Annotated in this window: 15 protein-coding genes; 8 read left to right on the forward strand and 7 right to left on the reverse strand. The window is 40.0% G+C overall.

Features of this window, described 5'->3' with window-relative positions; all coding sequences use genetic code 11:
• Positions 1 to 105 precede the first annotated feature (105 nt).
• From OB69_RS12880 to OB69_RS12900, 5 genes are all read left to right on the forward strand, one after another.
• Positions 106 to 756 (forward strand): protein-L-isoaspartate(D-aspartate) O-methyltransferase, encoded by a 651-nt coding sequence (locus tag OB69_RS12880; protein ID WP_053224151.1) that lies wholly within the window; start codon positions 106 to 108, stop codon positions 754 to 756.
• 134 nt (positions 757 to 890) lie between these two features.
• Positions 891 to 1,412 carry an acyl-CoA thioesterase gene (locus tag OB69_RS12885; protein WP_053224152.1) on the forward strand — a complete coding sequence of 174 codons (522 nt, stop codon included), beginning with the start codon at positions 891 to 893 and terminating at the stop codon, positions 1,410 to 1,412.
• Positions 1,413 to 1,464: 52 nt separating this feature from the next.
• Positions 1,465 to 2,031: a hypothetical protein gene (locus OB69_RS12890; RefSeq protein WP_157608573.1), complete on the forward strand. Its 567-nt coding sequence runs from the start codon at positions 1,465 to 1,467 to the stop codon at positions 2,029 to 2,031.
• Positions 2,031 to 3,779, forward strand: a complete 1,749-nt coding sequence (locus tag OB69_RS12895; RefSeq protein WP_053224154.1) for a TrkH family potassium uptake protein — start codon at positions 2,031 to 2,033, stop codon at positions 3,777 to 3,779. Before OB69_RS12890 ends, OB69_RS12895 begins: the two co-directional genes overlap by 1 nt.
• A gap of 11 nt (positions 3,780 to 3,790) precedes the next feature.
• Complete coding sequence (locus OB69_RS12900) at positions 3,791 to 4,483, forward strand: potassium channel family protein (protein ID WP_053224155.1); 693 nt, start codon at positions 3,791 to 3,793, stop codon at positions 4,481 to 4,483.
• 17 nt (positions 4,484 to 4,500) lie between these two features.
• Here the strand turns inward: OB69_RS12900 and OB69_RS12905 are convergent, their stop codons facing one another.
• From OB69_RS12905 to OB69_RS12925, 5 genes are read right to left on the reverse strand one after another with little or no spacing between them, the layout of a single operon-like run.
• Entirely contained in the window at positions 4,501 to 4,920 is a 420-nt protein-coding gene (locus OB69_RS12905; RefSeq protein WP_053224156.1) for a molybdenum cofactor biosynthesis protein MoaE, read from the reverse strand.
• Positions 4,917 to 5,159 (reverse strand): MoaD/ThiS family protein, encoded by a 243-nt coding sequence (locus OB69_RS12910; protein WP_053224157.1) that lies wholly within the window; start codon positions 5,157 to 5,159, stop codon positions 4,917 to 4,919. The genes OB69_RS12905 and OB69_RS12910 overlap by 4 nt, the downstream gene beginning before the upstream one ends.
• Before the next feature lie 11 nt (positions 5,160 to 5,170).
• Positions 5,171 to 5,929, reverse strand: coding sequence for a sulfite exporter TauE/SafE family protein (locus OB69_RS12915; RefSeq protein WP_053224158.1), 759 nt, complete (start codon positions 5,927 to 5,929; stop codon positions 5,171 to 5,173).
• Between the two features lie 3 nt (positions 5,930 to 5,932).
• A complete protein-coding gene (gene moeB / locus OB69_RS12920; RefSeq protein ID WP_053224159.1) occupies positions 5,933 to 7,072 on the reverse strand; it encodes a molybdopterin-synthase adenylyltransferase MoeB in 1,140 nt (379 codons plus the stop codon).
• The gene (locus OB69_RS12925) at positions 7,062 to 7,655 is read right to left on the reverse strand and encodes a nucleotidyltransferase family protein (RefSeq protein WP_053224160.1); all 594 of its coding nucleotides are present in this window, start codon (positions 7,653 to 7,655) and stop codon (positions 7,062 to 7,064) included. Before OB69_RS12925 ends, moeB begins: the two co-directional genes overlap by 11 nt.
• 201 nt (positions 7,656 to 7,856) lie before the next feature.
• Here OB69_RS12925 and OB69_RS12930 point away from each other — a divergent pair, with 201 nt between their 5' ends.
• Positions 7,857 to 8,429 (forward strand): class I SAM-dependent methyltransferase, encoded by a 573-nt coding sequence (locus OB69_RS12930; RefSeq protein WP_082338176.1) that lies wholly within the window; start codon positions 7,857 to 7,859, stop codon positions 8,427 to 8,429.
• Between the two features lie 5 nt (positions 8,430 to 8,434).
• Here the strand turns inward: OB69_RS12930 and ilvA are convergent, their stop codons facing one another.
• Positions 8,435 to 9,700, reverse strand: coding sequence for a threonine ammonia-lyase (gene ilvA, locus OB69_RS12935; RefSeq protein ID WP_053224161.1), 1,266 nt, complete (start codon positions 9,698 to 9,700; stop codon positions 8,435 to 8,437).
• 459 nt (positions 9,701 to 10,159) lie between these two features.
• On the reverse strand, positions 10,160 to 11,677 hold the full coding sequence (locus OB69_RS12940) for an OmpA family protein (RefSeq protein ID WP_185096909.1): 1,518 nt from the start codon (positions 11,675 to 11,677) through the stop codon (positions 10,160 to 10,162).
• Positions 11,678 to 11,961: 284 nt separating this feature from the next.
• On the opposite strand from OB69_RS12940, the gene OB69_RS12945 reads away from it, so the two are divergent.
• Positions 11,962 to 12,519: a hypothetical protein gene (locus tag OB69_RS12945; RefSeq protein WP_053224163.1), complete on the forward strand. Its 558-nt coding sequence runs from the start codon at positions 11,962 to 11,964 to the stop codon at positions 12,517 to 12,519.
• Entirely contained in the window at positions 12,516 to 12,992 is a 477-nt protein-coding gene (locus OB69_RS12950; RefSeq protein ID WP_053224164.1) for a hypothetical protein, read from the forward strand. The genes OB69_RS12945 and OB69_RS12950 overlap by 4 nt, the downstream gene beginning before the upstream one ends.
• Positions 12,993 to 13,021: the final 29 nt, after the last annotated feature.

The raw sequence follows: 13,021 nt of genomic DNA on the forward strand, positions 1-13,021 counted from the left end.
CATTCAAAAAGAAAGCGTTAAGAAATTGATTTTTTTAGCGCTTTCTCTCATTTTACGCAGATCAATTCAATACAGCATCTCAAACTGCAAAGCAGTTTCTTCAATATGGAAGATAGTTACAGACATAAAGGAATGCGAAGACAACTTGTAAAAGTGGTTCGCTCTAAAGGCATTAAAGACGAACGCGTTTTAGACGCTATTGGTAAAATTCCGCGCCATTTTTTCTTTGAGAATGCCTTGGTAGAACATGCTTATCAGGATAAAGCTTTTCCCATTGGCGCTGGCCAAACTATTTCTCAACCTTACACCGTAGCCTTTCAAACAGAATTACTCAATGTAAAACCAGGAGATAAGATTTTAGAAATAGGAACAGGCTCGGGTTATCAGTCGATAGTACTTTTAGAGCTGGGTGCCGAAGTATATACTATAGAATATCAAAAAGAACTTTACGAACGTACCCGATTTGCCCTACCCGAAATGGGCTACAAGGCAAATTTCTTCTTTGGAGATGGATCATTAGGTTTGCCAAGGTTTGCTCCTTACGATAAAATAATCGTTACTGCTGGCGCTCCTACTGTTCCCGATGCACTTATAGATCAACTCAAAGTAAACGGTTGTTTGGTAATTCCTGTAGGTAATACCAAAACCCAGCAAATGCTCAGACTCACCAGGCTTGAAGGTAATAAGCTTCGCAAAGAAGTTTTCCACGATTTCAAGTTTGTACCCCTACTGGGCGATGATGGTTGGAAAAAATAGATATGTAATTATCAACATATATTAATTTATATATTTTTACATACATAAATATGTAATTTTATTACTCTATAAAATTCAAATTCCCTTCCGTTCTTTCAACGAACCGCATTAGCTTTGCAACACAAAAGACAGTTATGCCAGTAAAGAAAAAAACCACTAAAGACTCACGTGTAACGATGACGGAGCTAGTTCTCCCTAACGACACCAACACGCTTAACAACCTTATGGGAGGTAAACTGATGCATTGGATGGACATTAATACCGCTATTGCAGCACAAAAACATTCAAACCGTATAGTGGTAACTGCTTCTGCCGATAACATTTCATTCGGCAAACCTATTGCTTTAGGCGATGTAGTAACGCTTACCGCCAATGTAACGCGTTCATTCAACTCTTCTATGGAAGTGTATTGCGAAGTATGGGCTGAAAACATTCCTTCTGGTCGAAAATTCAAAAGTAATAGTGCCTATTTCACCTTTGTGGCGGTAGATCAAAGCGGAAGACCTATTGATGTTCCAGAACTAGTACCTGAAACCCCTGAAGAACAAGAACAGTACGATGGAGCTTTGAGAAGAAGACAGTTACGATTGGTTTTAGCAAAAAGAATGAAACCAGATGAGGCTACAGAATTAAAGAGTCTTTTCTTCGAATCGTAGTCTGTATTTTACATTACAATTGTTAGATTTAGCAAAACAACCAATTGGTGCTATGGCTGAGGATAACTCATTTCTTTCTCATTTTATTACTGAAGAAATTTATCTCATCAAGGATGACCTTGTGGCAACCTCAACCCAAGAGCCATTGGTTGAAAGCGTAACGGAAACTAGTAGCGAACCGGTTAGCCCTTCCCCTCCAAAACAGCCAGTTTTGGAAGACGATAAACCGGTTTATATTAAGCCCCTCCCTACTGAAGGTAACAACCTCAAGCATTGTATTATCTTTTTCGAAGCTGATCAACCTCAATTGGAAGTTGAGAAAAAGGCCTTTCTTCTTAAAGTTATGGCTTCGGTAAAACGAAGTTTAGACGATGTGCTTTTGGTGAATGTAAAAGAAGCTTCCGCAGAGCAGATTGCAGCAGTACTGAATGAGTTTAACCACCGTCATGTCTTAGTTTTTAATTCTGAAAAACTAGACAGTTATAATAACAGCCCTGTTTACGATGTAAAAGAAGACCGTAAGAAGTTGTTTTTAAAGGCAGATGACCTTGGAGAAATAGAAAACACTGTAGCTTTGAAAAAAGCCCTTTGGGCTGGTTTGCAGAAAATGTTTTTATAATGAATTTCAATTTAAAGCGGCTTGACCACCTCGCTTTCTGGATTAGCCTTTCAGGAATAGTGGTTTTTATTGCCGACTTTGGCTACACTCAATCAGACCTTTCTCAAAGCATCATCAATGGTTATTATTTTGTTGTTCTGGGGATTGGGCTCACATCTACCTTTTTTCGGTATATAGGGAAGAAAAAACCAAAAAAAACTAAAGTACTCGTTTTTGATATCCTTAGTGTTCTCATCACTATAACTGTTCTTTACCTTCATTTAATAAATGGAGCAAACCACAAACTTCATCCGGTACTATTCAACGACAACCTGATAAAGTCTGCCGTAATCTTGACCTTTATTAGGGAATTTTCAGAGCTGAGGCTTATTTACAAACGTACAATACTGAACCCCGCTCAACTTTTTATCATCAGTTTTTTAGTCATCATTCTACTGGGCACGGTGCTTCTAATGCTTCCACGAGCTACCTATGACGGAATTTCGTTTATTGACGCCTTCTTTACTTCTACCAGTGCGGTTTGTGTTACAGGGTTAATTGTAGTAGATACAGGAAGTTATTTTACAGAATTCGGGCAAATTATAATCATATGCCTAATTCAGATTGGCGGCTTGGGGATTTTGACTTTTGCCAGCTACTTCAGCTATTTCTTTAAAGGCGGTGCTACTTATGAAAACCAATTGGCATTGGGCGACATGAGTAATTCAAAAAAGCTGAGCGAAGTATTCTCTACCTTAAAGTATGTGCTCATAATCACCTTTGGTATTGAAATGATGTCAGCCACAATGATATACTTTAGTTTAGATGCCAGCACTTTTGAGTCTCAATACGATCAAATATTTTTTGCTGTATTTCATTCCATTTCGGCATTCTGTAATGCAGGCTTTTCCACCCTCAGCAATGGTATATATGATGTCGGTTTTAAATTCAATTACTTTTTACAGATTGTACTGATTTTCACTTTTGTATTTGGCGGTTTAGGCTTTCCTATTGTAGTCAACATTCTAAATTATTTGAAATATCGTTTATCACAGGTGTTTACCTTTTCAAGTCGGCTAAAGAATTATAAGCCATGGGTACTCAACCTAAACAGCAGAATCAACCTAATCACCACCATTTCATTGACTGCCTTTGGTTTTGTAATATTCTTTATTCTAGAGTATAACAACACAATGGCCGAGCATGGGTTCTTCGGAAAAATAGTTACGGCCCTATTTGGGGCTACCACACCAAGAACTGCTGGTTTTAACACTGTAGATATGGCAGCCTTGAGCTTCCCAACTTTAGTAATAACATTACTTTTAATGTGGATTGGAGCGTCACCTTCTTCAACCGGTGGGGGAATTAAAACTAGCACTTTTGCCATTGCCACCCTTAACATTCTAAGTATTGCCAGAGGAAAAACAAAAATTGAAGTGTTTAGAAGAGAAATAGCTGATATATCAGTCAGAAGATCTTATGCGATTATATCACTTTCCCTTTTGGTGATTGGTGTTGGCGTAATGGTTATTTCCATATTCGATAATGACAAAAGCTTAATGCAAATTGCTTTTGAGTGTTTTTCAGCTTACAGTACCGTAGGCTTAAGCTTGGGCATTACTGGCGATTTAAGTAGTATGAGCAAAATCATGCTCATTATTATCATGTTTGTAGGTAGAGTAAGCATGTTATCCATTATGATCGCCATTTTAGATAAAGTGAAACACAAGAGTTACAGGTATCCTACCGAAGAAATTACAATCAATTAAAATCTGAAACCATGAAATACATCATAGTTGGATTAGGAAATTTTGGGGCTTCGTTGGCCGAAAAGCTAACCGCTCAAGGAAATGAAGTCATTGGGGTTGATACTTCCATGTCTAAGGTTGATTCGTTCAAAGAGAAGATTTCCCATACCATTTGTATGGATGCTACCGATGAATTTACGGTATCGGGGTTACCGCTTAAAGACACAGATATTGTAATTATTGCGATTGGTGAAGACCAAGGCTCAAACGTGATGGTTACTGCCTTGTTTAAGAATTTAGAAGTAAAACGATTGATTAGCCGTGCCATTAATCCATTGCACGAGAAGGTACTCAAAGCCTTAGGTGTAGATGAAATTGTTCACCCAGAACAAGAAACCGCAGAACGTTGGGCCAAAAAGCTCTGTATGAATAATGTGGTAGACTCATACGAATTAGGCGAAGACTATAGTATTATTGAAGCCAATGTGCCTGAAGAACACATCGGTCAAACAATTCAAGAAGTGCGTTTTAGAGAAAATTTCGATTTACTGGTGCTTACAACCATTAAACCAACAAAGGTGAAGAGTGTGCTAGGCAAAAGCAAAATAGAACAAAAAGTACAAGGGGTAGCTTCAGCCAGCTTAGTTTTAGAGAAAGACGATATTTTAGTTTTGTATGGGGCAAATAAAGATTTGCGTAGGTTCTTAAAAGAGAAAATTAATTAGAACTCTCTAAGTTGAAATTAGGGATGTGCAGAAACCCACACTTCGCCATCTTCAAAAAACTCCTTTTTCCAGATGGGTACCGTTTCTTTTAGGGTATCAATACAATACTCACAGGCCTGAAAAGCGGCTTTTCGATGCGGAGCTGCCACTACAATCACCACGGCTTCCTCTCCAACTTTCACCAATCCTGTGCGGTGATGAATGAGAACCTCTTCTACCTGAAACTTAATTTTGGCTTGATCGGCAATCTTCTGCATTTCCTTCAAAGCCATTTTCTCATAGGCTTCAAATTCTAATTTAAGCACTGGTTTACCTTTGGTTTGATTGCGCACCGTACCTACAAAACTGACAATCCCCCCACATTCAGGATAAGAAATAGTCTCTAAGCAAGCTTGAGGATCGAGTTTTTCAGAAGTAATATGAATCAATGTTTTCATCCGCCACTTACAGGTGGAATTAGCACCACCTCGTCATTTTCTTTAATCAAATAATCATCGCTCACATAATCGGCATTTACGGCCAATTGCAGAGAAGCAAGCCCTTGGAATGCCGGATAGAGATCGACCAAAGCTTGGCGCACATCGGCCACAGAACTCTGTTCCTCCATTTCTAACGTCACTTGATTACTATTCAGAATATCCTTTGCTATGCCAAAAGCAATCACTTCAATTTTCATCTTATCTCGTTTTAAACAAGGTACTTCAATAATAAGCGGCCGCCAGCAAATAATACCAATAATGCAGTGAGCATTTTCACCTTTTTCTGCGAAAGCTTAAAAACCGAAAGCCTGGAGCCCAATTGACCTCCTACCAAAACACTAAGGCCCAAGTACAAAATCATTTCAAAGTCGAACGCCAAATTGTCCTGGCTAAGTTGCCCCGCCAAACCCGATGCGGAATTAATCAGAATGAAAAAGCTAGCAGTACCGGCAATGGTTTTAGCCTTGTCCCAATGAATAATGTGCAGTAAAGGCGAAAGAAAAATTCCGCCTCCAATCCCAACGGAACCTGCCAACAAACCAATGCCACCACCAATGGCTCCATTGACGATTGGCATGTCCTTCTTTTCTTTTGATGTTTTCTCTATACTCGCCTTCCTCAAGTAATCTTCCAGCAACATGATGATGCCAGCAACGGCCAAGGTTGAACCCAATATAATGAAGAAGACATTTTCTTTAAAGGGAATTCTAGTCCCAAGAAATGCTAAGGGAACACTTACCAAAACCAGCGGTAAAGTCTTCTTCCACTTAATATGACCTTGCTTCGCGAAGAGGTAGGTGCCGCCACTTACCACGATAAGATTACAAACCAGCGCAATAGTGCGTAGCAATCGATACTCAAAGCTATAAAGCGATAGAATGGCCAAGTAACTCGAGCCACCACCAAAGCCTACAGAGGAATACAGAAAGGCAATTGCAAAAAAGAAGAAAATCAATTCGTAGTCCATGAATCAATAGATTTCCATGCTATGATCAATCTCTTTTTGCCAAGCCAATATTCCGCCTTTCAAGTTTTTGATTTTTGAAAAACCCTCTTTTTTAAGAAATTCAAGGGCTTTTAGGCTGCGTTGACCGCTTTTGCAGTGAATGACTGTTGTTTCATTTTGAGGCAACTGCCCAATCTCATTTTCAAGATTGGAAAGCGGAATATTAAGCCCATTCAAGTTGGAAATAGCATATTCATAAGGTTCACGCACATCCAGAATAAAAGGAGCATTTCCCGATTTAATCATCTGATGTAACTCCTGAACTGTGATTTCATCGGCTTCGTTTTCAACTTCGCTCAGGCCGCAAAAGGCTTCATAGTCTATCAATTCAGTAATTGTAGGATGGTCGCCAGAAACAGGGTTTTCTGTATTAGACTTAATATTTAAAAAACGTGCAGTAAAATACTGGCTATCAAAAAGAAACAACCTTCCATCTAATCGAATTCCCAGCCCTGCTAGAAGCTTAATGGCTTCATTGGCCTGCATGGCACCTATTATGCCAGTGAGCGCTCCAAATACACCCCCTTCATTACAGCTGGGCACCATCTCGGGCGGTGGCGGTGTAGGGAAAAGGTCTCGGTAATTTGGTCCACGGCTACCGTCTTTTCTTTGGGCATTGAATACACTCACTTGACCTTCGTACCGAAAAACTGCGGCATACACCAAGGTTTTACCTAACAGCACACAGGCATCGTTGACCAAATATCGTGTAGGCAGGTTGTCGCTACCATCTACCACCAAGTCAAAATCTCCAATGATCTCTAGTGCGTTTTCGGCATCCAATCGCGTTTCGAAATAATCAACTGACACGTTGGGGTTCAATTCTTGAATCATCTTAACAGCAGATTTGCCTTTCGATTCGCCTGCTTGGTTAGTCTTGTACATCACCTGACGCTGCAAGTTGGAAAGACTAATTTCATCAAATTCCACCAATCCAATTCGCCCCACTCCTGCTGCAGCCAAATAGCTAAGGTTAGGAATGCCCAAGCCACCTGCACCAATCACCAAGACACTGGAGGACTTAAGTTTCTCTTGTCCTTCAATACCGAAGTCGGGCAGAATGATTTGCCTGTTATAGCGTATGAGCTCTTCTTTATTCAGCATTCGTAAACTTATCTAAATCGGTTTGGGTATCAATATCTAAGGTAAAACGAAGGTTGTTGGTTTCAAAGAAGTCTACCTTTTCTGTATTTCGTTTTACGAGCTGGCTGCAACCGTTTGGATCGGTATGCGCTAAAATTTCCCGTTGATAGTCGCTGGCAAAAAATACGGGGTTCCCCTTTTGACCATGGCACAAGGGAACAAGGATATTCTTACCATTCTCTTCCCTAAAACGATGCATTAACTGGCTATAATCTGCCGCGGTTAAAAAGGGCATATCGGCTAGACAAATGACATATACATCGCCTGCTGCTACGGCAATTCCGGTTTGGATGGAAGAAGTCATTCCTTGCTCAAAAATGGTATTCTTTACGATTCTAAGCCTATCATCTTTTGGAATCAGAATTTCTATCCTCTCTGCTTCCTTTCCTAAAACCACAATAATTTCAGAAAAATCTGCTTCTATAATGGACTTTAAACTTCGTTCAAAAATGGTTTCTCCTTCAATAGGCATTAGGAGTTTATGACCTCCTTCCATTCTCGAAGAAAGCCCTGCAGCTAAGACTATGGCTGAAAAATTCGTCATTCTATTTCAATGATACGGTAAATGCCTCTATAATTAATGAATAATTAAAACAAAACCATCCATTCCATACTCCGTAACGATTATAGCACATTTACGGTAACACAGCACACATTGGAAAATCTTAGCCCAGAACAGCTCATCGAAATAGAAAATCAATTAAGTTGTCCAAACGGGCAATTTGGAATAGATATAGGGCAAAATATGTATTCCACGAATCTGGGGATGATCACTTCATCTATCAATGCTTTGGCTATTGCCAGTGGTAACAAGGTTCTTGAAATTGGACATGGAAACTGCCATCACCTACCCATAATTTTAGAACAAGCCGAAAACATTCAGTTCTATGGCCTTGAAATTTCGGAAACCATGAAAACCGAAGCTGAGCTTAAGAATAAGGAGCATCTAAAGCCACAAAGGGTTGAATTTACACGCTATGATGGCATCAGCATTCCTTTTCCAGAAAATTCCTTCGATAAGGTTATGACAGCGAACACCATTTACTTCTGGAAAAAGCCACTTCAGTTTTTAGAAGAAATTTACAGGGTAATGAAACCCAATGGTACGTTTGTAATCGCTTTTGCTCAAAAGGATTTCATGAAAGATCTTCCCTTTGTTAAAGAGAAATTCCAGCTCTACAACAATCAAGACCTTTCAGATTTAGTAAGTAAATCAAACTTTAAGCTTATCAGTATTGATGACAAAACTGAAAATGTAATAGGCACAGCCAATGAACTAATCAACCGAAATTATGCTGTTGCTGTGTTAGAGAAATGAGTTCACTAAACGATAAAACCGAATAAATCAGGCTTTTCATTCAGGTACTCAAAATTCAAGTCCTTCTCTTTCATTCGTTGCATTAGCCCGTCAAAATCGGCTTTTTGCTGATGCTCAATCCCAATTAAGGCAGGTCCTTTTTCGCGTGCGGTCTTCTTGGTGTATTCAAAATGAACGATATCGTCAGTTGGGCCGAGCACTTCCACCAAAAACTCCTTCAATGCTCCTGCTCTTTGCGGAAAACGTACAATGAAATAGTGCTTCAAACCCTCGTAGAGCAAAGAGCGCTCACGGATTTCTTCGGTACGAGAAATATCGTTATTCGAACCAGAGAGAATACATACTGTATTTTTGCCTTTAATTTCTTCAGCAAATTGGCCCAAAGCGGCCACAGACAATGCACCCGCAGGTTCCACCACAATGGCATCGCGGTTATACAGTTCAAGCATCGTGCTACAAATCAGTCCTTCAGGAACCGTAACTACTGCATCTAAATGCTTCCGGCAAATCTCGAAAGTCAAATCTCCTACTTGCTGTACTGCTGCACCATCGACAAACTTATCGATACTGTCGAGCTTGGTGTTTTTGCCTAAAGCAATGGAATTCTTCATGGCTGGCGCACCGGCAGGTTCTACCCCGATAATCTTCGTTTGCGGACTTAGGGTTTTAAACACAGAAGCAACACCAGAGGCCAAACCGCCTCCGCCAATAGGTAAGAAAAGGTAGTCAATCGGATTGCCACAATCTTCCAGAATCTCTAAGCCGACAGTTCCTTGACCTTCAATGACTTTTTGATCATCAAAAGGAGGAATAAAAATGCTTGAGTGCTTATTACAGAATGAAATGGCCTCTTTTTGAGCATCGTCAAAGGTATCGCCAACAAGCACAATTTCTACGAACTCCTTTCCGAAAAAGCGGACTTGCTCTACCTTTTGCCTTGGCGTAGGCGCTGGCATAAAGATGGTAGCTTTCACCTTTAATAAATAACAGGAATGCGCTACGCCTTGGGCATGATTTCCAGCGCTGGCGCACACCACACCACTGCCCTTTTCTTCAATAGAAAGCCCGCTAATTTTATTATAAGCCCCACGGATTTTGTAAGAACGCACCACCTGAAGGTCTTCACGTTTGAAAGTGATCTTCGCCCCAAATTTATCTGAATAGGTAAAGTTGGGCATTAAGGGGGTATGTGTAACAATTCCTTTGAGGATGGTTTGGGCTGCCTTAATGTTTTCTAAGCTTGGGAAGTACGTTTGTGTGATTTCGCGCATTGTTCATTCATTGACTGGCAAGATCGTGATTCTCTTAATATTCAACCAAGAGATTGGGAGATTTTGGGGTTAACTTTCCTATAAAAATGGTTAAAACCATTACTCAGAAATATTTATGCTTATAGCCCACGGTTTAAACCGTGGGCTATAAGTGCGCAACCACCACAAACCGTTTCAACGGTTTAAGCCTTTGCACTGAAGTTAATTGAGGGATGGATTTACATGCTTCTGCTCTCAGTTAAAAGTAGCAGGCAGATCCTGAGACAGACTTAGGATGACGGTCTAAAAAGGGCTTAATCGGAGCGGTATGCTGCTTCCAGACCTATAAGGTTTTGACCACCTTATAGGTCTTTTCCGCGTTTTAGGCTTTTGTGACATTATCAAAATGAGGGTTACTCTGACGGATTGCCGCGTCATGAAACCCTGTTCTCACAGGTTTCATTCCTCGCAATGACGTTTTTACTTAATAATGATAAACTCAACCCTGCGGTTTTTTTCACGGCCAGAGTCGGTTGAGTTTTGGCCTACGGGCTTTTCGCCCCCAAAACCTACGGTTTCTATGCGTTTTCCAGAGATTCCTTTTTCTACCAGATAATCCTTAACGGCATTTACGCGATCTAATGAAAGCTCTTTGAGCAATTTAGGGTTACCCCTATTATCGGTATGGCCTTCCAAACGTATTTCCAAGTCTGGGTTGTTTTTCATCAACTCAATCAAAACCGATAGTTGAATTTCGGTAGTTTTTGCATCGGCAAAAGAGGAAGTACCTTCATTAAAAAGCACATTCGGAATTTGAATTTTAGTACCTACCTCTCTTGGTGTAAGCCTAAAACCTTCAACAGCTTTGGCCTCAATATCACCTTGTAATGGCTTAGCAGAAGCCACAAAGGTTTCTTTGTACTTGAGAAAACCATCGGCTTCAATCTCTACATTCACTTCAAGGCCTTCCTCAATGGTCACTAAAAATTTCTTGTCTGGGGAATCTAAATCGGCAGTATTCACTTCAACTTCCTTTTCTCCAAAGTTTAGTTTCACCAAACCGCTTACGGGTTTGTCGTTGCGGATATCCAACACCTGCATGGTCATCACTACTACTGGTTTATCTGGTGTCATTGGAGTAGTTACTTGAGAAATTGGCGCTTCTGTTTTGGATACAATTTCCTGCAACACCTTTTCTGTTTTATTTAACGGGAAACCGAAAATATCGCCAAAACCCTCGCTGTTTTGGGTAGAGGAAAAATAAGCCAATTCACCCAATTTAGGGATGTTATAGCCTAACTCCATTCCAGCTGTATTTACTTCAGAACCTAGGTTTACAGGATCTGTCCAATCCTTCCAAGTACCGTCTTTGCGTTGACTTACAAAAATATCGCGGCCACCTTGCCCTCCAAAACCATTTGAAGAGAAGTACAAGGTTTTTAAATCGGGTGCCAAATAAGGTGCCCATTCTTCCCCCAAAGTGTTCAAGTCCACACCCATGTTTTCTGGTGGAGTCCAACTGCCATTACTTTCTTTAAAGGTAACATAGAGGTCTTCGTTCCCATAAGTATCGTAACTTTTATAGGACAGAATCATTACTTTTTCATCTGGTGAAATAGAGCCGCTGATATACTCTGAAAAATTTTCGAAGTAGCGAATATCTACTGGTTGTGGCACCGACCAATGGTCTTTCACCCATTCTGCCATGGCAATTCCTTTCTGTAAATTCCCTAAAGCGTCTTTATAATTCAATAAGTAAATCCTTTCACCATCGGCTGAAAAACCGACAATGCCATTCAAACCCGTGTGATTAATAGTGCTACCACCATGTTTGGCCACTGACCAACCAGTTTCTGTTTTGTCTGAATACCAAATATCACCTCGATCAATCACACCACCCTCGTTGCGAGGATGACCAGAGCGAACAAAATACATACGTTTTCCATCGGGAGTAAGTACAGGGTTTTGTTCATCAAAACTGGAGTTAATACTATCCATTTTAATATGGCTTTGGGATTGCCCCAACAGCATTACCTGATTGCAAAAAAGAACAAGAAGAATGGTATATAAAGTCGTTTTCAAAGCTATTATCGCGTTTCCTTTTCTTTCAACGTATGAAATAGAAAATATTTCGCTTCGAAGATAAGGGTTAAGCTTTAAACTACCCTGCTGTAGACGCTGAATAACATTTTTTAACAAGGGCTTAGAAATTAGTATTTAGAAGGTAGTAATCCTTTTTGTTATCTGGGAAGTTTTAAGCACTTTCAAGTCAAACTTTTAGCATGAGCCATATTGATTCTTTCAAACACGAACTGGTGGGGTACTTAGGGATAATCTCTGTTTATCACCCTTTAGAAGATATTGACGGAGATTTTATTTGTACTACCAATCAGTTGGTTATTGGTGGTGGAAGTGGTGAGCACCCTGCTTTGGTGATTGAGAGTTTGGTGCATGCGGTTGCTTTATTCTTGAAAGAGGAAATTCCAAACATCAAGAAGTTAAAGCATTGGGAAAGCATTATCGCACCCTATTTGAATAAGACTTCTAGTAAACTGCTGACTTATTACGAATGGACAGAAGAGACCCATAAAGAGTTTGCTGAGATGTCTAAATCGGATACTTTACCCTGCCAAAGAATGCGTCATGAAATTGACGATTGGGTTATTCTTGGTATTGGCGAATTTGTTTTCTTTTCTCTCCCCCATTTAGCCAATGAGATTATGAGTCAGCTTGATAACCCTTACGAAGAGTTCCGCCACATGCGCTATAATAACATTATGGTGGTTCCTCCCAATTTCCCTGTATATAGTAATGGCGGTAATATGTTCTTTAAAAAATGAAACCAGAATTCACCTATATAGAGCAATTCATCAATCGAATTGATGTAGAATGCCCCAGTTGCAAAGCCAAAGCAGTTGTGACTTCAAACCAAGAAAACCGAGCAGAAACCAGATTTACCTGCATAAGTTGCGGTTCTACAAAAAATTGGATGGGTAAAGGAAATGTTTTTCAAACAGGAAGTAGCCAATTTTTCTCTGGAGGAATTCTCATGGGACATCCGGTTGATTGTTACTTCAAGTACCCATTATGGTATACAACCGAAGTTAAAGGAGAAGTACTTTTTGGCTACAATCTAGAACACCTCGACTACTTACTCAATTTCATTTCGAACAAAACGAGAGAACGTCAGCCCAATGAGCATGGCTGGAGTAACCGAAGCTTGGAAAGTAGATTACCTAAATGGATGCTTTCTGCTAAGAATCGAGAAGTAATTGAGAAAAAGCTGAAAGAACTAATGGCAAAGGGGATTTAGTGTTTAGTGTTTAGTGTTTAGTTTTCGGA

The organism is Roseivirga seohaensis subsp. aquiponti, from assembly GCF_001267955.1.
Classification (GTDB): Bacteria; Bacteroidota; Bacteroidia; order Cytophagales; family Cyclobacteriaceae; genus Roseivirga; species Roseivirga seohaensis.